This window comes from Paenibacillus sp. Y951 (genome assembly GCF_056786395.1).
Map to the genome: position 1 here is coordinate 26,117 of NZ_JBXCIY010000007.1, position 20,533 is coordinate 46,649.

The window sequence follows — 20,533 nt, forward strand, 5'->3', positions numbered from 1 at the left end:
TGTAGTGAATCGATATGGAACATACGTTCTGAGTGGCTGGAAATGGCATTTTGCATTGAGCGAATATCGTTCATATGATGAAAATCATAAGAAAAACGGAATAATAAGATGTAATATTGAGTTTTTTTGGTGTAATATGTAAGTGATGCATTTAATGATGATTCAGAATTTATACGATCATGCGTTCTGTTATTTAAGTGGAATTATAACAATCTTACATCAAGTATCATGATTTAATCCAAAAGACCATTACACCGAATAAGGAATGTTAACATTACAATAAGTAGACTAGGGGGGTCAAATTGCAAAAATGTCAAAACTGTAATCTACGTTTCAGATGGAGTAAAATTTTCAAAGCGTTTTTAGGTTGGGTATATAAACCAATTAATTGTGATGATTGTGGTGCAAAGCATAAAATAACTATTTTAGGCAGGTTGATTGTTGTATCGCTTACTGTTTTGCCAACGTTACTTTTTGTTAATTACTTTTCACCTTTTAATAACCCTTTAACTACGATTGGTGTGGGACTCGCCATACTTAGTATTGGCTCTTTGCTTGTGCCGGTATTTGTTAGATTCAAAGTCGTTTGAACTCATTGAATATTTATCTTACCAATCATATCAGGTATAATAGGGATATAGTTTGATGGAGGTGTGGTATATGTCCATTCCTGAAAAAATCATAAAGGAAATTGACATGTTGAGTCAGCAAGAAAGACAAAAGGTACTCGATAAAATCAAGGAAAAATATATGTCCGCGGATGTTATTTTGCTAGGCGAAAATTATTCCTGGTGGGATAATGAGGAGGACGACATATACAATGAGTAGTAAAATGAAACAGGGTGATGTTTGGTTGGCAGATGTCCTTTTTATAGGAACTCGTCAAACTAAGCAGCGCCCTGTTATTATTGTTGGGAATGAGTTAGCATTGGATGTAGATGTCATTATTGCACCAGTAACAAGCCAAATGGCTAGAAATCAATTTGATGTTGTTTTGGAGTATTGGGAAGATGCAGGTTTATTAAAACCTTCTATTACACGTACTTCAAAAATCACTTCTATTCATGGATCTGAATTGAATCATCATCTTGGCAACCTACATAACGAAGATCTTGTACGGGTACTCAATATGTGCAAAAAGTTATTTTAGTAATTCAAGTTGTTGTTTTTAGTTCAGCAAAAGGGCTGACGAGCAGTTTAATACAATTATTCGGCTAATCTAACCGTATGTAGGGAAAAGGCTTCCTTTTCGTTGCTCAACTAAAATTACTAGACGGAGGATATACATGGTGAAAAAACTAAAAAGCAAGGCATTAGTTATTTCAATATTGATCGCTTGTTCTATTCTTCTTTTCTTGTAATGTGGGGGTGGTATGAAATCATAAATGCACCAATGGTACCATGAAATTCAATAACCAACTTTTTTACACAAACAGAGAACGATAGTTTAATACTACCAAAACAGTCTATTTTCAACTAAAAGGAAGGGTAGTAAGAGACGGAAATTGGAATTAATTATCTTCTTAGTGTATATAGTGTTGTATTAAGTACAGAATAATAAGCAACTGGAGGGGGAAGCTATATGAAATTACTTATGGCAGTCCTAATAATATTGTGTGCAGTAATACCGACCTACTATTACATCAAGCTCCGTGGATGGAAGAAGAAATTGTAAGAGAATTTATGTACTAACGGGTAACATTAGCTTGAAACAACACGAAGGTAAAAGGCTAAGAATAACTGTCGTTTACCATTCTGAACTGGAAATGTCAGCAATAAAACTGCTGCAGTTTAGAACTTTATTATCACGTCCAAGGCTTGTCGCTGTTTTTATTATCGGGGCGGGCCTAATACGTATTTTATTTTAGATTCAGTAGTTTAATGATACCAAGTTCGAAAATTTGATAATTAATATAATTAGAAATCGATGGATTACAGTGAAAGTTGCAAAATTGAGTAACCCAAATATACATACCGATATTATTTCAGTTTGATCCTTGATTCAGCATCTATATATCCACGATCCTAGAGTCATTAATTATACGTAATGCCGAAAGATTGGAATATAGTATAATTCAAAAAATATAGTCAGCGAAAGAGAATCACAAAAATCGTTGATTGGTTTTTTACAAAGTGAGATGAGACACAGAAATTTAATACATAGATAAAAAGGAATGTATAGTTAAATTAGTACTTAAAAGAGGTTCAATAAAACATCTGATACAACGGCAGCTATCGTGACAACGGGCGAAAAGAATGATGGTAAGCAATTGCAAAACTTGATTGAAAAAAGCATGGAAACGGGCATGGTGATTGACACTGTTATTGGAGATACCGCCTATTCCGAGAAAAATAATATCCAGTATGCGAATGAAAACGAATTGAAATTAATATATTAGCAAGTGTCAGCAATGCCCTTTCCAAGAAGGCTGTTATAAAGCTGGAGCCAAGACCAAAACCTATTCGGTCAGCATAAAATCAGCAGAACATAGCGGACAACAAGCTTTTCAAGAAAGTGAGTATTTCAAAGAAAAAGCAAAAGAACGCTATAAGATCGAAGCGAAAAATAGTGAACTGAAACACAGACACGGGTATGATGTAGCCGATACCTCAGGTCTATTAGGCATGCAAATGCAAGGCGAAGTAACCATATTCACTGTTAATCTAAAAAGAATTATAAAGTTAATGAAGTAAAAATAGGCTAACCTAGCACAGAAAAAAGGCTGTTTTCATCCCATTCGAATGAAATCAGCCTTTTTTTGGTTTGTACCATATTCATGAAATTAAAATCGTGGGATTTTCAGTGGCCTCTCAGTAGACTATAGTGTGCTTTTCTGCACTGTCTACTGAAAGGGGATAATTTCATTCTTGGCAGCTTTGCTTTAATGAGTTAGCTATTCTTCAAAAGAAGATTTGAATCTCTTCCGGTCTGTTTTAACTTCATTTTTAACGGCCTTCTGGTAATTTTTATATTCCGTCGATGATACGATCTCTTCCTTGCTAGTGGCAAGGAGGATGATACTTGAGTTGGGTCCAGATACTAGTAGACTTCCATCAGGTTGAGTATAACCGGCGATGATATGATATTTATCGACTTCAAGGAGCTTGTCGTTCTCAAACACCACAACAGATTTCCGATCCTGGGTAATTCCACCATTTTTCAGAATTTCAAACTCGGTGTTCTTTTTAAGTTTGCCTTTAATGTTGTCGATTACCGTGATTGAATATTTGGTATAGGGATCCTTTATTTCCTTTGTTCCAGACTCTGTTTCGATGGTAACGGGGTTTTTGTATATCGTCTCCACTTCGGAATTGACTTTAGCGACAAAGATGTAATCAGCATCTCCGATTATTTCATTAATGTTTTCTACATTAATGCTGTACGATCCCTGTAGAGTCTCGATCGGCAGTTGACTCTTGTCAATTATACTTGGATTGCTCGAGCATGCACCGAGGACCAGAGTGGTCGCAAGGACAATCCCTGTTAATGTTCTCTTCATAATAACACTCCCCTTCTCTTTAATAATTGCTGTAAGCGGCGTCGTACGATGTTTTATCCGTTGAAGATAAGCTTGTAATTGAGAGTTTCCCTTGTTGCATAATATCCGAAGATCCTGAAGTGTGGTCGAGTCCCAGGGCGTGGCCAAACTCGTGTGTTGTCGTCTTGGCGCGCTGAGCTGTCGTCATGCCGGAATAGTGATAATCGTTAAACTTAATAGTACCGGCAGAGCTTGTTACACCCATAGTAGTAGATACTTCATTGAAATCACTGAGATAAACATCTTCAATGATAAAAATGGTGTCAGGTCTAATTACACCAGACTTATATCCATTCCAAGTGCTTACGGCAGTGCTAACGCTAGTGGTGTATTGCGTGTTACCGTCATAATCCAGATTTTTTCCGCTGTCAACAAGATCCCATCCGAGAAGTGCAGCGTTGGCAGAGGGGGGGGTTGCAATCAATGCAATAGTGAGTGCAATGGATCCTAAGATTGCGCTGGTCATTTTATTAAGTGACATATTCCTATTCCTCCTTTTTTTGTAAGCTTCACCAATATACTATTATCTACCATATTAGTCGATATTTAATATTTTTAGTATATTGGGATATTCATTGAAAATTTAGGTAATTATATAAATAGACGATGTTTGAAAGCAAAATGTTGCAGATGGCATCAGATTCCGAAGAAACACTCAAATTCCTGTAATATTTTATCTGGTAATGATTATTTACATGTATCTTTACTGGATGATTTTTATCAAGCACGTCATTCAGCTAATTGGTAACAACTGTGTAAAGTATAACGTAACATGATCGCAAATTTCGAAGAAGGCGTTGAGATTCTCGTATTTCGGCAAAGGGTTAATCGATAAGATGGACTCACGCACAAAGTTTGTTCATATCGTGAAAGATGGAGAAGAAACTAAAGTGACATTTTTAGATATTATGAGAGTTGAAGGGGCTGTGTAGATGCTGAGCGGGGCAACTGAACGATTATTTTAGCGTTTTTAAGGATTGATAAGGTATTTTTCATAAAAAGAATAGAACGGCACTGGCGAACTCAGATGGTCGAATATGAGCAAGGCAGAGGGAAGTTATTGATAAACTCAGAAAGGAATCTTCATTCTCTTTGTAAACTCTTTGTAAAATTATTATTCATCAATCCTAAGCGAAGGAAATAACTTTATACCTGGTACCAATTTAACCATTGACCTGCTAAGTGATAGGGAAAAACTCATAACATTGTTAATAGGGATGTTACGTGATTTCTGTCGTAATTAACAGAAAGGTCAAATACCTGTCGAACATGTTACGTAATTCCTGTCGTTAGAGGTATAGCGACAACAGCCTGTGTGCATAAAAATTAGGGAAGCACACAGGTTGTTGTCGCAAAAACGTATGCAGATAGGTTAATGTCGCAGATGCCATAATGTTCTTGTCGTAAGACAATTCGAAAATCCTTGTAATGACGGTAATTACTACAGACATTTACACAAAACTCGTATTTTGTACATATGTTTATAAGTAGATGTTAACCCTCTATATTATCTATATTATCTATATTATCTATATTATTGGATTTGTATAAGATGTACTTTAATAATATTGCGTCTAAATATTATGTTCCCCTACATTTCAATGAAAAATAACTTGTTGTCTAATGACACAAAAGTATCCTCAATGATGACTCAACGACACCCCATTTGTCTATTTGACACAATAGTCCCAACCCAGAGTTGATTTGAAAACCGGACGATAGGTAATCTAGGTTATGTATCTAACATATCCCAATCATCCTCAAGTACCCAACGTAATGCAGAAAGCTTGCCGTTAATCATTCCCCACTCAAAGTCATTCCAAGGGCCAAGGTTTTCTATGCAAATTCGTTCTTCGACCCTAGCTGCAGCTCTAAGAGCACCTTCCCATACATTACATTGAAACGGTTATACCATACCTTAGTAACAAGCTCATCAATAACTTCAATGATTTCCGTCAGTCTTCTCGGTTTCTCTGACCAATTATGCTCAATCATTAAGTCATCAAATTGTTCTGGTTAGATGTGCTGAAGTGCTTCACTAAGTGTTATAAATAATGCGATTTGGTAAGTAAGAAACACGAATCAATATCAGGGTGAGACATTTTTTTTGCTAACATTCTAGTGGCTAAAATCATAAGTGTTATGCGAAATAAAGGCGAACTGATTCCCGGCTACTTCGTCTCCTTCAATAGTATCCTTATAAACCTCAATAAGAATCGCATCGTCTATTCCATTACGTTATCTATGAAAGGGAGCGAGTTTGTCGATAGCTCGTTGTGCTGCACGGAGCTTCACTGCATCTGTAATTTCAATAATTGAAGATCTCGCGAATAATTTATCAATCCGGCTAATTGTTTCAACAGCAGCCCCTCCCAACATTCGAAGAAGGTGATCAACATCGTTTAGCTGCGCTATTACATTGTTTTTTTGTTGTGGATCACCGAATTTCTCCATGATCTCCTTCACTCGTTTTTAAGTACTGGAAAGACTACGGGTGCTCTGCTCAATAATACGATCTTTATTTCGAGCAAATTCATCAATAACAATTGAGAATTAATTCTATAAGTCCCTGATCAATTAGGTCTTCAAGAGCAGCCAATATCGCCTGTTGATGGTAATCCTTCGCGAGATCAAGCCAAACACAAGTATCAATAAGAATTTTATACAAAAATCACGCGTCCTTTTAAATGGCAAAGACCTAACTTCAAAATTATTAGTTCTCGAATAACTTTTCCTTTTATCTAATGTAACGCTGTTAGCACGTAGCGATCTATAATATCTCGCGGGTCCTTGAAGCGCTTGAGATGTTTAGTTTGAAATACGACTACAATCCGCTGTTCAGGGATTACTCTAATTAATGAACCGCCAGCACCGGATGCAAAAAAACCGTCCTTGTCAATCCACCACAAGAAGCCGTAATTGCCCAGTTGAGGACTTGTCGATGCAGCAATCCATTCTTGGGGAATGAATTGCTGGCCTCCCCATACTCCCTTCTGTAAATAAAGCTGGCCAATTGTCGCCATATCTCGTGCAGTTAATCTTAAAACACCAATGCCAAGCCTTTGAGGATCTTCTGCTTCCCAGTGCGGAATATTTAGACCAAGAGGTTTGAATAACCACTCCTCTGCCAATTCTCCTATTGTAGTTTTGGTCGCTCGACTCAAACAAGCTGCTAGTAATAGAGAATCTGTATTTTTGTAGTTAACTTGCAATCCCGTACCATCCCGTACAGGTAACTTTAGGCTAAATTCAACCCAATTACGACTATGTGTCGTACGCTGCCATATAGGCTGGGAGTCTCCAGCTAAACGTGGATAATAGAAACCTGAACTCATGGTAAGCAAATGCCTCAGATTCAAGTTTGGTACGTTTGGATCGACATCATGTGCATCCATTTCCGGAAAAAAGTCCAAAACAGTTTGATCAAGGCTGTAAAATATTCCTTTATTAAGTGCGATTCCAATCAATGCGGATAAGATGCTTTTATTAACCGACATAACTGGAAACGCATCATCCGGGCCGTTGTTCCGATAATATCGCTCATACACAATAGATCCGTCTCGCACGATTAACATACTCAAGACATTAGGGAATTTAACGAATATCTCGCGATCTGCAAGTGCCAATTGCGTTGCATCGATTCCTCCTTCTTCGGGAGTTGAAATCGTCCAGGACATTAATGCCTACCCCCTCTAAAATAGGAACCGATAATAGAATCCGGTTGTAATGCAAGAATTTCAGGAGTACCTTCCGCAATTACCAACCCACCTGCGTCTCCACCACCTGGTCCCATCTCAATAAGCCAATCGCATTCCGACAAAACCGACAAGTCGTGTTCAATAACCAGTACCGTATTGCCAAGTTCAACAAGGCTTCTCAATACTTCCATAAGTCGCTCCACGTCCACACAACTTAGTCCAGTAGTTGGTTCGTCCAATATATATAGAATACTGCCTGTTTGGCTGCGTCCTAGCTCCTTGGCCAATTTAATGCGTTGAGCTTCCCCGCCGCTAATTGTCGTAGAGGATTGGCCTAACTTCAAATACCCCATACCTACCTTTTCCAATAGCCGAAGTGGTCCATAGATACCAGCATCATCATGGAAAAAATCCGCAGCTTCCGTTACAGACAATTCTAAAATATCTGCTATGTTGTGACCGCTAACGGTGATAGCTAGTACTTCCGGACAGTAGCGAGTTCCATTGCAAACAGGGCACGGCCATACAAAAGTATATCCCCGTGTCTCTTTCTTGATCGTCCCATCTCCCCTACATTCCGAGCATCCGCCAGTTGAATTAAAAGAAAAATCCCCGGCGGTTAGCCCCAATTTTTTTGCTTCATTCTGTCTGGCAAATAGTGTTCGAATTCTGTCCCAAATACCTATATAACTGGCAGGAGTAGATGTCTTAGATCTTCCGATAGACGATTGAGTGATGAAGGATACCCCGTTCAACAAACTAGAGCCTTCAATCACACATTTTGATTCGATTGCGATCACTTGTTCTTCTTCCACATCTGTTTCCTGATCAATATCATCATTGTCAGAGCTAAAAGTTGTAGCCAGCAAAGGAGTTAACGTTGAGGAGATAAGCGAGCTTTTGCCGCTGCCTGAAACACCAGCTACCCCAACCATGATACCCAAGGGAAAGGATACATCAACGTCTTTTAAATTATGGGTTGTGGCGTGTTTAATTGTCAGCCTCGGTACTGCATCTGTAAAAGTAAAAGCTTGTCGTTCCCTATGAAATCCTTCGTGCGACACTTCGTCGCCACGCTTAAGAAAAGGGGATATTATAGAGTCCGTACAATTCAAATAACCTTCGTAATTTCCTTGGTAGACAATGCTTCCCCCATTTTCTCCAGCACCAGGTCCAATTTCAATTATCCAGTCCGCAGACCGAATAACGCCAAGATCATGTTCGACTACGATGACACTGTTCCCTTGCGTTTGTAATTCTTGTAGCCTATTAATAAGCCGATTTTTTTCACTTTCATGTAAACCGACGGTAGGCTCATCGAAGACATAAATAAGTCCTTCCAGTTCTGATTCTAGATGTGCAGCGAGGAATAATCTCTGCAGTTCCCCGCCGCTTAAAGTCGGCATCCGCCGATACAGTGAAAGATGAGACAGACCCACATCACATAAATGATTGATTTGCATCTGAATTCGCTTAAGAACGCCTTGGAGAGAGGGTTCAACATTGAGTATGCTATCGGATACATCATTCCAGAAATACGCTTGTTCCTTTAATGTTTTCTCGGCGAGCGCACTGATATGTAATCCTTCTATGGTCACATTCTGAGCCTCTTGCCCAATTCTAGAGCCGTGACAGGTAGGACAAACAGAAGAAACAGTCCCCTCTGCCCCAATGCTGATTCTATGTAAAAAAGGCATCAATCCCTCAAACCCAACAGATAAATCCCCATTTAAATATGCGGCTTGGGCTTTATCAGAAATGTTGAAGAATGACCCGATTGGATCGAAATCGTAAGCCTTCGCAAGTCGTTTCACTCCATCTTTCAACTTACCAGGTGTGCCGTGTAAAACAGACCTTCTATCGAAATTCCGTTCACTCAGAGCTTGTTCTACCGATATGATTGACACTTGTCCTGTGCCGAAACATCTCAAACACATTCCAAAAGGGGAGTTGAAATTGAAATTCTCTGCGGGTAATGGTTCTGTAGTTAAACCACAATCATAACAGGTCCGTTGCTCATTAGTCTCTCCACCGCAATTACAGTGATAACTTCCTGCCATGGAATACACAATTTGCATAAGACCAAGCAAGCGTGTACGTGTTCCTACTAGACTTCGAGGATTGGACTGCCGAATTATTCGCTGTTCGACTGCTACGGTAGGTACTAAACCCGTTAATTCGTCAAAACAGTCCACTTCCGAAAACTGAGATGAACCGACTGCACGATCGTACCTCCGTCTACCTTCCTGGTAGATGAGATCAAACGCCAGCGTCGACTTACCTGAACCACTTACGCCAGTTATGACGACGAACTTTCCTTTTGGAATATCAATAGAGAGGGATTTTAAATTATGTAGCTTTGCACCACGGATACTAATGGGATTCATAAACTTCTCCCTTTCTTCAATCTCATTGATTAAAATTCACATGACAAGCCACTGATAAGTCCAGTAAATTCTGGGAGTTAATTGGGTGTTGTTTTGTGTCATTGGACATTATAAGATGTACGGACATTTTATATTTTTTACTTATGAGTAAAAACATAACTATGCTTATCCACTCTATTTTTTTGTTTAACAAGTTCAATATTGGAACAAAATAAGATATGGTAAAAGCACATCTTCAATATCATTTCTATATTTATTCTTGGATACAATGAGTAGTAGACTTAGCCTTGCAGGGTTGGAACGTGAATCAACTCCTAAGTAAATGCATCCCCGTGACCAAGGAGCGTAGCGACGATGCGTTAATGCTGTGTTATACGAAGTAATCACTCTTCCTGAGTTACCAGAGAATGTTCTTCTATCTTAACAACCACTTCATTCATAGTATAATGTACAAACCATCTACCTAACTCAGTCAAATGATACTCTTTATCATCATCAAATGCAGAAGTCATGATACGACTTGGATTATTTGTCTTTGTCTTTCTTTGTTTTTAAAAATGCCCGTAAGCATCTTTTTCCCTGTATTGTCTAATAATATAGCCTGTACTTAACTCATGCATAATTAATTTAAATAAATCAGCTTCTGCAGAGTCCTCTCTGACTTTTTCTCCATGAATATTCATCCACATTTCAAATCTTGTAGATCCAGGCTCTTGATGGATCTCCCTTATAACTCTATAATGCGCCTCACTATATGTATCAATCCATCTAATAAAACATTTTAATAATATAATCACTACAAAGTTGGTTTTCTGCTGCAGCGTTAACTAGTAGATTTCGTATTAGATTTCTCTTTTCTTCACTATCCGTTGCACTCCACTCCCTGAAACACTTCTTTACTAAGGATAAATACTCCGGGCTTTCAATTCTCTTCTTTATGTTTTCATTTGTATGATTGATTTTGATCATGACTTCAGCTAAAGTATGACCGATACTATTAATTTCTTCCTCTTGAAGTAGCAACCAAGATTTCAAAAGTTTCTGAAACTTTGTTTCTTCAAATTCTGACCATGCAGTACCAGTAGCACCAATCAAACTACCTGCAATAGGAATTCCTCCCAAAGCTGATAGTACTACTTTGGCTACACTTGGACCTATTCCAACATCACTAGAATCTAATAATTCATTTTTGTTTTTTTGTTTTCATCAACTATCATTGAAAATCTCCTTTAATAGATTGTGATTATTTCGTATAACTCTTTAATCTCTGTATGATTATTAGCTTTTGAATATTATGATTGTATTTAGTTTTATTAATATCTTAGTTGTATTTTGTTGCGAGGAAGTATGAAAATGCGAACACTTGAAGGAATACATGCAATCGAGTTTGACGACTAGTAACCTCGTACTTCCTAGAATATCTCGCCGCTCTAATACTCATACCAGTATCATTTCATCAAAGGTTCTTGCTAAATAGAGCTAGCCACTGCTTACTATGACAATCCTAAAATCTTCCCAGAATTTTATGTTTCAATATATCCAAATTCATACCATAAGGTAGTTGAAGCCAAATCTCTATTCAGACATTTCCTTAGTACAATAAATAGTGTTATTCGATCAAGTAATATCCAATACCTCCTTTTTTTAGAATTTGTAACACAGAACATCAGCATCAATCGAATCCTATTTCACAGAAAATTACTGGTACTAGCTAAATGTACTAAGTTTCTATCAGAACAACATAAAGTTCTATATTAATATGGTAACAATTTTCAAATAAACAAAAAAAGTATAATCAGGATTACTGTAAACAGGTATTCTAACGTATTTTTCAGATAGCGAAATATCTTAACAATTCTAATCAATGCAGCTAACCATGTGAAATCTAAAGCATCTTAAATCTATTAAAATCAATTTACAGAAAATACTGGAAAATAACTAATTGATTCTTCATTAAATTAAATCGGCTAACCATACAAGTTCTTGTCCTGGGCAAAAGTCAAGAACTTGTATGGTTAAATAAAAAAAGCCTTGCTATGCAAGACTTCGTATCCATATATGTTGTTGTCCTCCGACAACAGATGTCATCAACCTCCTGGTCTGTCTCTCTACTAGTAATTTAACATCTGCGATAATCGTGTTAATTTTAATTTTAGCAATTGCGGATTGGGACAACAACTTTAGCTGCTCAATCAGTTCTTCTACATTCATTTCCATGCTATACATTCTCCATATTCACGTTACTTAATTCCAGCTTCTAGTTGTAGGATATAATCATTGGCAAACGTACTCCAAAATTCCGCTTACTCTATCTCGTTTTGAAAAGAATTTATTGTCTATTGATTGAACTGATTAAAATTTGTAGTTATTAGCTTAACGGATCAGATTTTATAATACTATAATATACATCATCTCTTGTTTCTCTATTAGCATTCTCATAATTACTTCTAAACATACCTTCTCTAATAGCTCTTAATTTTAATGCAGCCTTCTGGGAACGAATATTTTCGGTATCGCATCCACTTTAGCATGTGCACATGAATTCCTGTTTTAGAAGACTCGATTATGGCCAGTGCTTACTATTTCTTTTAATGATTATTGATATTTTATCAATAGTTAACCTAGGGACAGTAGACCCGTAGCGTGAATTGGGTATTAGAGAGTGTTCATGACTTCTTCGAAAATATTTGATTACTTTTTGTTGTATCATATTCATTGAATCGGCTAGAATGTATTACTATGTACGAGTTATTATAGAATGGTACCCAGGTTTTCCAAACGGCTTCTAAATCAGTAATCAATATTTTTCGGTTGTAGTGACTATCGACGCAGTTAATCGTGTGCTTTAATGAGTCTGCTAAATATATATAGTTTTCATCATAACCTATGGCTGGAACAAAGTGTAAATACCTTTTGTTTGGAAAAACCCTAATAAGTAAAATAACTGGTGTCCCTTGAGTTAATTGTTTTTTTAGTGTATCTATATTCCCATAATAAAAAGAGACATCCAACCCAAATTCCTTAAAAAAAACGATTATACCTTTAGGGCTAACTGTTCCATTAAATAATTTTCGAGGGTATTTTTTATATAGTTCATTACCCTTAGCTTCTTCTCCAAGATGTCTCAAAATATATGCACTTGAAAATGCAGCACATTCATTATTATTCTGAATATCCATTATATTCAAAGTTTGAATAATATATGAACTTGGTAAATCATTAGTTACTATTGAATCTCTTTTAGGAAATATATAATAATATGAAATAACTGCGATAATAATTAGTACAACTAACAATAAAGTTATATTCACCATTGTTCCCTCCTACTAGCTACTTTTGTAAATACAGACTTATCTCTTAGGAAGGTTTAGTATAAAATATTTCTATGAATATTCTTACTAAGACCATTCTAAGTTTTCCTAGAATTATTGTGATTCTATATATCCAATGACATGCAATAAGGTATCTGTATTGCTAAATCTCAATACAGTCATATTTTAAGTACAATTATACTATTGTTCGAAATAACTATATAATATATTATTATACAATTTTTAACACATTCATAGCAACAACCAACTTCTATATTTAATACATTTCTACTATTCAAAACTTTAAGAAGAGTATACACGATTATGGTAAACAGTTATTTCAACGCATTCTGAAGATAACGAAATATCGTATCAAATCTAATCTAAGTAGCTAGCCATTTGGTTAACTAAATCTCTTTTAATCGCTTAAAATCAATTCTCAGAAAATGTTGGAAATTATTGTACTGACTTTTATTTAGACCAAATCGGTTAACTATATATGTTCTTATCCATTTTCGACTAACCAGACAAGTTCTTGTCCTTAGCAAAAGGCAAGAACTTGTCTGTTAAATAAAGATACCTTGCTATGCAAGACGCTCCACTCTCTTATTGTTTCATAAATCAAATCCTATATAAAATTTGATATCACATTTCTCAATTGCCAAAACGTACCAAATGACTGATAATTATACCTGTACATAATACTTCTTTTGTAGGAGGTTAAGAAATGAATTATGAGATTATTGAAAAAGGTTCATTTTCCATGCTTCAAGTAAATCTAGATCCTGGAGAACGTATGAAAGCGGAATACGGAGCAATGGTATCAATGTCTGCAGCTCTAGAATTAACAGGTTCAGCAGATGGTGGTGTACTAAAGGGTCTTGGTAGAATGTTAAGTGGCGAAAGTTTTTTCTTTCAAGAGTTGAAAGCAGACCGTCTATCGGGACAAGTGTTGCTTGCTCCCAAGATTTTAGGAGATATTACAGCAATTGAGTTGGATGGCAGCACGACACTATTTGTGCAAAAAGACGGGTTCCTAGCAGGTACTGATGGTATTCAAGTCAATACGAAGATGCAAAATCTTGCTAAAGGTTTATTTTCTGGGGAAGGCTTTTTCATTGTTGAAATAAGTGGCAGAGGTACTGTGTTTATCTCCTCTTTCGGTGCTATTCGTAAATTAGAACTCACTCCTGATCAGGATATCATAGTCGATAATGGACATTTGGTGGCATGGCCTAGTACGATTCAATATACTATAGAAAAAGCTTCAAAGGGATGGATTTCCAGCATGAAAAGTGGCGAAAATCTTGTCTGCCGCTTTACAGGACACGGAACAATATATATACAAAGTCGAAATCCAAGAAGCTTTGGTGACTGGATTCAACGTTTTATTCCAGTTAAAAGCAACTCCTAATAATTTATCTCTAATTAACATGATGTGTTTTTATTCAAAGCTCAAAGTATAAATAGGTAGAAAGCTCATTGTTCCTAAATATCATCAAATTTGTACCTTCAGTAATAATAAAATTGGCATTGCTCCAAAGCATGCCAATTTTATTTTTGATTTAATATTTTTTGAAGTTGTTTTCATATAGATTCATCCATCTTTTAACTAAAGACAAACATGACTCTTTAACTATAATATTCTGCAATATAATATAAATATTTACATCATATACACTTATCGTCTAACGCAGTGATAAAATATACATAAGCTGATAGGTATTTGTATTTAAAAGGATGGTGAAATAAACATGCCTGACTGGTCCTATCATCCACTTAAGTTCCTCTTATTAGATAAGATGCGTGCGGAGAATAGTCGTTCTTTTATTCATAAAAGTATGAGTATGATTGCTTCATTACCATTAGGTAAACAGCTTATCTATTTTCTTGGTCACACTAAACCGCCTAGAGAACTTGCTCAGATCATAAATAGTACGCTGTTCTCTGCTCCTATAGGTTTAAGTGGTTCAATAGATCCGTTGCTACAAGGTACTAAAGCTTTTCAGTATTTAGGCTTTGGTTTTTTAGAAATTGGACCTATAATAGAATTTCATTTAGAGGAATCTAGCCCTCCAATAATAAAGCAAAATAAGATTTATTTTTCTAATCGTCCTGAAAAAATTACTTTACAACATGCTCATGACCATATTACGACAACAAAGCTTTCAATACCTTTAATCGCTACCCTTGATAACTCAGTTACACAGGAACAGGCTAATAACATAATTTCTAGGCTAGAGAAGCAAGTCAAAGCATTTGTATTGCCCGCATCTATTCATTGGGATAATGCACCAAAGACATCTAAACCTATTTATTTATCTTTCAATGCTAATGAGTATACTAAAGATTTAGTAACGTCCCATGCTCTTTACAAACAAATAAAAGGTATTGTCCTTACAGCCTCATTAATCGTGGAAAATGAGTATATAACAGAAGCGATAGATGCTGAGTGTCAGTTATCTAATGTTATTTCAACTATCCGGTCCAATAAATCATTTAATCACTTGTATCTTATTAGCTCTGGAGGAATTAATGAGCCTCTCAATGCACTTCAGTTAAGGAAAGCTGGTGCTGATTTAATGCTATTGTCTGGGGGCATTGTGACATCAGGTCCTGGTTTGATAAAGCGGAGCTATGAGATTTTAATGCATGAATCTAATACAAAAATTGAAACAATCAAAATTAAGTGGACGATATTGTTTAGTCTTTGTATAGGTATTGCTGGCATATTAGCGTTTATCTTTTCATTAGCAGGTGCAATACTACCTTATGGGGATTTCGTGAAGGTCGAAAATGGCTATGGAATACGTTTGCTATAGGAGCACTCCCAGCCTTTATTACAGGCATAGGAACACATATTTATATCGGCTATACAACCTTTATTCACTTACTCCCTGTTTATGTTTTAGTGCTAATGTATTTACTTGGTCTAGCATACTCATATTCCTATCTAAAAAAAACATCTTAAATTGTGAGGTCATATCTATAACAGTTTAGATCGCTTAAAATTGGTTGTCAGAAAATACTGGAAAAATTTTTTTAACATTCACTCGGCTAACTGTATATGTTCTTGTCCAGTTTCGGCTAACCATACAAGTTCTTGTCCTGAGCAAAGGACAAGAACTTGTATGGTTAAATAAAAAAAGCCTTGCTATACAAGACTATTTATCTATATATGTTGTTGTCCTCTGACATGTTTATGTCACAATCAAAATGTTTAAATTTCAACGTTTTTTTCGAGGACAAGAACTTATATGGTTAACCGAATCCTCCCTTCATTCATCATATAACAACCGCTCATCTTCGACATTCTGAAGATCAGCCATTGTTATATTCTACATATCTTAATGAAATAACCTAGCGTATTTCATTGGCATTTCTGAAGTTACATTCAATTTTATTTTACATTAACATAAATTTTACTTTTCAAATGTTGCATTCCATGTCTCACCGCGATCAGTAGTCTCCCATTTCATACTTCCGATTGAAACTTGCATTGTACTTGAGTATTGAAATTCCCATTCTAGAACTCCAGATATATATACCCGAGGTTCACCGATGTACAATACCTTGTTAAAGGTCCTTTTAAATCGACATCTTCAATAATCATTTTAAATAGTAATACTTTTCGAAAATGGAATGAGTTTTTATCCACTAAAGTTATTTTTACGTCCTTTCCAATTGCATGACCAGACTCTTTTATTAGGCCATTTATCAAATTGATTCCTGCGAAGCCTCCACCCAATACAACAATCTGTTTTGTTTTTTATGCCTCATTTACCTTAAAACGATATAACCACAACATTTGTAACATTTTTAGAGAGTTATTATATTTGTCTTAATAAATGAAATTTTATTAAGACGTGATTCCCCAACTTGTCGCGATCGCTTCTGTCACTGTGCTTGCGACTTTCGCCCCTTGTTTCATGAGTGGATCGGCTTTGTTTGCCGACCGATTCCACACGGTTGTCTGGTGTCCTTTCTTTATGAACGTTTCGGCAAGTGCGGAACCCATCATGCCCAAGCCAATAACGCTCACTGATGGTTGGTTTTTGTTCCCATTTTGATTCATTTGAATATCTCATCTCCTTTCTCCTCTATCTTAAAAGGTTGACACTGTGTCAAAATCAACATTTTTTTGTCGCTCGATATCTTGTAATGGCTATGAAGGAGGAGCTTTAAGGTTGGCTCCTGTCGGGGAGCTATCCGCTTCTGTATTCAATGGAAACAGACCCCTTCAATAAGAAAGAGTTCTGCAATGACACTTGATCCAGCGTCCGTGAGACTACGTACTTAACAAGATGTAGCCAGCAAACATTTGTCGGCTGCTTCTTTTAATTATAAAGAGTTGATTGGTTGTTATCATTCATGTACTGATACTGCTCGCCATAATGGTAAGCAATGAACTGTACAACCTCTTCCCACCGCAATATGCCTCGTACCTTTACCTCTGCTACATCCATTCCGCTTTCTCGGTCTAAAACCCGCCCCAAGACGGGGGCTACCAATTCAGTTTTGCCTTATACTTGTAAAAGTACCTCCTGGTAATAAATTGAATTCGAAAGGCGGAACATCCATGGAAAAAAACAGTTCTAATACTCAATCGAAAGTTATAAGTAGAGCGTTATCTAGGCTTCCTCTATTGCGCGTGACCTCCCTTCATGCAGGTTGGAAGGGAGCTATTCTCGTGTTATCTTTTGTTACGATATGCTTAGTATTTGTGCAAGCATACTATTATCTTGGGTCGCGGGGCAGCATAATGGACTACTTCGCTGGGACTGTCCTGTCCGTTGTTGCAATTTTAATGATAACGGGTATCATTGCGGGATTATTGCATTGGGCGAAAAAAATGCCTTCCCGATACATATGGTTCATGCTTGCCTCATTTTGTTTACTACTGATAAGTTTTTTGGGAGCGGTTCAGCTAGCGTTACTTGTTACGTTCTCCATCATCCTTTCTTCTTCGTTATTTGGAGCCTTGCTTTATTTCTTTATCAAGGGAGGCTACCGCAAGGCTACAACATGGGTGAAAGTAACGGTAGGCACAAGCTCTGCTGCAGTCTTTATTTTTATTTGCGTGCTGGGATACTGGATTACCAGCAACGGTCAAGCGCAATTAGAGATACCTCACCCTCTGCAAAAGACTAAGACAGCGGAGCAATACCAAACGACGATGGTTAATCCTGCAGAAATCGGGGCATTCCGCGTAAACTCCATAACCTATGCTAGCGAATCAACTTATCGCCACGACCTTGACGTTGAAGGGCGACTGATAACACAGTCCGTCGACGGATCGGCTTTTGTCGGCAACTGGAGTTCCCGGCGCACAAACACTTTCGGGTTTGGATCTGAAGCCATGCCTTTAAATGGTACGGTTTGGTATCCTGAAGGAGATGGTCCCTTCCCACTCATTCTAATCGTTCACGGTAACCATATGGCGACCGATTTTTCCGACCCAGGGTATGCCTATTTGGGCAAATTGCTGGCAAGTCGCGGATATATTTTGGCTTCCATCGATGAGAACTTCCTGAATAGTTCGCCTTACGATGACCTTTTCGTTATAGATGTTTTAAAAGATGAGAATCGTGCGAGAGGTTGGTTAATGCTGGAGCATTTGAAGACGTGGGACACATGGAACACCACGGAAGGAAATCCGTTCTATGGCAAAGTAGACATGCAGCATATTGCGTTGATTGGACATTCACGGGGAGGCGAAGCCATAACTGTGGCTGCAACTTATAATGAGTTAACGGCTTACCCTGAGGACGCCAACATCAAGTTTGATTACGACTTCAACATTCGTTCCCTCATCTCGATTGCAGGAACCGACATGCAATATAAACCGAGCGGGCAGCCCATTGAACTGCACAATATCAACTATTTGGCCCTGCACGGCTCCCACGATATGGATGTTTCTTCTTTTGCCGGAGCCAATCAATACTATCGTACGCAATTTACGGAGAACAGCGATTTTTTTAAATCGCAGGTATATATCTATGGGGCAAATCACGGACAGTTCAACACAGCATGGGGTAGACACGATGCTGTAGGCATTGGCAATCTTCTGTTGAACAACACCGAACTTCTGCCTGGTGAAGAACAATCCCGTGCGGCAGAAGTTCTAATCTCAGCGTTTTTAGAAGCTACACTCAAGGGGAATGACCAGTACCGTATGATGTTCGAAGACTTGGGATACGCCAGAGAATGGCTCCCTGAAACGATGTATATCAGTAATTATTGGGATGCGAACACAACCTTGATCAGTAACTATGAAGAGGATAACGATCCGGGGACAACGACATTGCCTGGTGGACGACTGGAAGGCGAGTCTCTTAAAGTCTGGAAGGAAGGCAAGGTGCAAATGGAATTTAAAGATGACCAGTACAGCGCGGTTTCATTGGAATGGGATCATGCAGTTGCTCCATCAACTCCTATATACGAGGTCATATTGCCTGAGTCCGGGATCGAAACGTCCGAAGAAAGTACCATCTTATTTTCCATTGCAAATAATGATGCGGGTGGTAAGATAGAGGAAACGAATGCATTGGTGGACTTAACCATAGCTATAGAAGATGAGAGTGGAAATGTCAGTCGATTACCGCTTAGTCATGTCTCTCCACTTCTACCCATGTTTGAAGGAGTTCTTGCCAAACGGCCGCTTGGTTTCCTTCGAACGATCAAGGAACCGGTTTTTCAGAATTTTTCCTTCGAAATGGCTGACTTTATAGATGCTAATTCCAATCTTATGCCTCAGCGGATCAGGAAAATCAGCTTTATATTTGATCAAACCACACAGGGCAGCATCTTGATAAAAGACTTTGGTATTCGTAGTGACAAGTTCTAACAGTTTATGAAAATAAAATCATATTCTAACTCTTATTCGCTTAAAAGCCAATTTAAATCGACGCGTGACGGTTTCATTGGGTAGTCGATCTTAGCGGCATGACTATTGATTTGGCTCTCATTTTCGCTATGATCTTCGGATTCAACTCTTTCCTCTCGATGCCCTCAAATATTGGAGCTAGTCAAAAGAACCTTCCTCCCTCCGTTATTTGGTGGGTTGAAGGTTCTTATTTAATTGGCTCGACAGATAAATGCTGTGTTACCTGCGTCTGGCGATCCAAAGCATCCATTCGATGTTCAAGTAAGTGATGAAGTCGGTATCGGGCACCTTCCATTCATTTTTTTTTTCATTTGAGGTAACACCAAACTACCATAACTGCTGCGACATTCAATGTGCGGTTGTTGATAAAAATCCCATACCGCTAAAACGAGTTGATATATACTGTCCTGATTGAATTTCACAATGCCTGAAGTACGGTTATTAATAGAAGCAGAGGCGAAGTTCCCCTTAATGATGTCTCAAACTCAATTGCTTTTAAACAAGCCCTCCAATCAGCTAAAAAAGCGTTGAGTTCACTTTCTCTCTAGAGAATAAAAATTGTAGATATCAAAAGCCATCATTCAAATGAATGATGGCTTTACCACCTATACGTTAAAAAACACTTCTTTTTTGGAGGAGATTTTGAATGAGGTTGGCCAAGATATTTATTTGTACTTCCCCCATTATACATTGTAAAACTGTACCACACATA

18 protein-coding genes and 1 pseudogene are annotated in these 20,533 nt (G+C 37.5%); 7 read left to right on the forward strand and 12 right to left on the reverse strand.

Annotation, left to right across the window (positions count from 1 at the left end; all coding sequences use genetic code 11):
* Nucleotides 1–302: 302 nt before the first annotated feature.
* The 4 genes and pseudogenes from AC1TPB_RS11595 to AC1TPB_RS11610 all read left to right on the forward strand — a co-directional run.
* Nucleotides 303–590: a TIGR04104 family putative zinc finger protein gene (locus AC1TPB_RS11595; protein WP_482076627.1), complete on the forward strand. Its 288-nt coding sequence runs from the start codon at nt 303–305 to the stop codon at nt 588–590.
* Nucleotides 591–660: 70 nt separating this feature from the next.
* Complete coding sequence (locus AC1TPB_RS11600) at nt 661–828, forward strand: hypothetical protein (RefSeq protein ID WP_482076628.1); 168 nt, start codon at nt 661–663, stop codon at nt 826–828.
* Nucleotides 821–1,150 (forward strand): type II toxin-antitoxin system PemK/MazF family toxin, encoded by a 330-nt coding sequence (locus AC1TPB_RS11605; RefSeq protein ID WP_482076629.1) that lies wholly within the window; start codon nt 821–823, stop codon nt 1,148–1,150. Before AC1TPB_RS11600 ends, AC1TPB_RS11605 begins: the two co-directional genes overlap by 8 nt.
* 1,072 nt (nt 1,151–2,222) lie before the next feature.
* Nucleotides 2,223–2,694: pseudogene (locus AC1TPB_RS11610) on the forward strand (transposase); the annotation flags it as partial.
* Between the two features lie 200 nt (nt 2,695–2,894).
* On the opposite strand, the gene AC1TPB_RS11615 reads toward AC1TPB_RS11610, so the two are convergent.
* The 10 genes from AC1TPB_RS11615 to AC1TPB_RS11660 all read right to left on the reverse strand — a co-directional run bounded on the left by AC1TPB_RS11615 (nt 2,895) and on the right by AC1TPB_RS11660 (nt 12,938).
* Nucleotides 2,895–3,500: a cell surface protein gene (locus AC1TPB_RS11615; protein ID WP_482064729.1), complete on the reverse strand. Its 606-nt coding sequence runs from the start codon at nt 3,498–3,500 to the stop codon at nt 2,895–2,897.
* Between the two features lie 19 nt (nt 3,501–3,519).
* Complete coding sequence (locus AC1TPB_RS11620; RefSeq protein ID WP_482076630.1) at nt 3,520–4,020, reverse strand: matrixin family metalloprotease; 501 nt, start codon at nt 4,018–4,020, stop codon at nt 3,520–3,522.
* A gap of 1,355 nt (nt 4,021–5,375) precedes the next feature.
* Nucleotides 5,376–5,534, reverse strand: a complete 159-nt coding sequence (locus tag AC1TPB_RS11625) for a hypothetical protein (RefSeq protein ID WP_482076631.1) — start codon at nt 5,532–5,534, stop codon at nt 5,376–5,378.
* Nucleotides 5,535–5,777: 243 nt separating this feature from the next.
* Nucleotides 5,778–5,993 carry a PIN domain-containing protein gene (locus AC1TPB_RS11630; protein ID WP_482076632.1) on the reverse strand — a complete coding sequence of 72 codons (216 nt, stop codon included), beginning with the start codon at nt 5,991–5,993 and terminating at the stop codon, nt 5,778–5,780.
* A gap of 287 nt (nt 5,994–6,280) precedes the next feature.
* Nucleotides 6,281–7,216: a serine hydrolase domain-containing protein gene (locus tag AC1TPB_RS11635; protein WP_482076633.1), complete on the reverse strand. Its 936-nt coding sequence runs from the start codon at nt 7,214–7,216 to the stop codon at nt 6,281–6,283.
* Nucleotides 7,216–9,624, reverse strand: a complete 2,409-nt coding sequence (locus tag AC1TPB_RS11640; RefSeq protein ID WP_482076634.1) for an excinuclease ABC subunit UvrA — start codon at nt 9,622–9,624, stop codon at nt 7,216–7,218. The genes AC1TPB_RS11635 and AC1TPB_RS11640 overlap by 1 nt, the downstream gene beginning before the upstream one ends.
* Nucleotides 9,625–10,175: 551 nt before the next feature.
* Entirely contained in the window at nt 10,176–10,313 is a 138-nt protein-coding gene (locus AC1TPB_RS11645; protein WP_482076635.1) for a hypothetical protein, read from the reverse strand.
* A gap of 79 nt (nt 10,314–10,392) precedes the next feature.
* Nucleotides 10,393–10,746 carry a hypothetical protein gene (locus AC1TPB_RS11650; protein ID WP_482076636.1) on the reverse strand — a complete coding sequence of 118 codons (354 nt, stop codon included), beginning with the start codon at nt 10,744–10,746 and terminating at the stop codon, nt 10,393–10,395.
* Nucleotides 10,747–11,658: 912 nt separating this feature from the next.
* Nucleotides 11,659–11,841 carry a hypothetical protein gene (locus AC1TPB_RS11655; RefSeq protein ID WP_482076637.1) on the reverse strand — a complete coding sequence of 61 codons (183 nt, stop codon included), beginning with the start codon at nt 11,839–11,841 and terminating at the stop codon, nt 11,659–11,661.
* A 449-nt stretch (nt 11,842–12,290) separates the two neighbouring features.
* Nucleotides 12,291–12,938 carry a cysteine peptidase family C39 domain-containing protein gene (locus tag AC1TPB_RS11660; protein ID WP_482076638.1) on the reverse strand — a complete coding sequence of 216 codons (648 nt, stop codon included), beginning with the start codon at nt 12,936–12,938 and terminating at the stop codon, nt 12,291–12,293.
* Between the two features lie 724 nt (nt 12,939–13,662).
* On the opposite strand from AC1TPB_RS11660, the gene AC1TPB_RS11665 reads away from it, so the two are divergent.
* Together AC1TPB_RS11665 and AC1TPB_RS11670 are read left to right on the forward strand one after the other, a co-directional pair.
* Complete coding sequence (locus AC1TPB_RS11665; RefSeq protein ID WP_482076639.1) at nt 13,663–14,349, forward strand: TIGR00266 family protein; 687 nt, start codon at nt 13,663–13,665, stop codon at nt 14,347–14,349.
* A gap of 427 nt (nt 14,350–14,776) precedes the next feature.
* Nucleotides 14,777–15,757, forward strand: a complete 981-nt coding sequence (locus AC1TPB_RS11670) for a hypothetical protein (RefSeq protein WP_482076640.1) — start codon at nt 14,777–14,779, stop codon at nt 15,755–15,757.
* Between the two features lie 1,037 nt (nt 15,758–16,794).
* On the opposite strand, the gene AC1TPB_RS11675 is transcribed toward AC1TPB_RS11670, so the two are convergent.
* On the reverse strand, nt 16,795–17,010 hold the full coding sequence (locus AC1TPB_RS11675) for an NAD(P)-binding domain-containing protein (RefSeq protein WP_482076641.1): 216 nt from the start codon (nt 17,008–17,010) through the stop codon (nt 16,795–16,797).
* Between the two features lie 262 nt (nt 17,011–17,272).
* Nucleotides 17,273–17,401: a hypothetical protein gene (locus tag AC1TPB_RS11680; RefSeq protein ID WP_482076642.1), complete on the reverse strand. Its 129-nt coding sequence runs from the start codon at nt 17,399–17,401 to the stop codon at nt 17,273–17,275.
* 113 nt (nt 17,402–17,514) lie between these two features.
* Here AC1TPB_RS11680 and AC1TPB_RS11685 point away from each other — a divergent pair, with 113 nt between their 5' ends.
* Nucleotides 17,515–19,782 carry an MFS transporter gene (locus AC1TPB_RS11685; protein WP_482076643.1) on the forward strand — a complete coding sequence of 756 codons (2,268 nt, stop codon included), beginning with the start codon at nt 17,515–17,517 and terminating at the stop codon, nt 19,780–19,782.
* Nucleotides 19,783–20,533 lie beyond the last annotated feature (751 nt).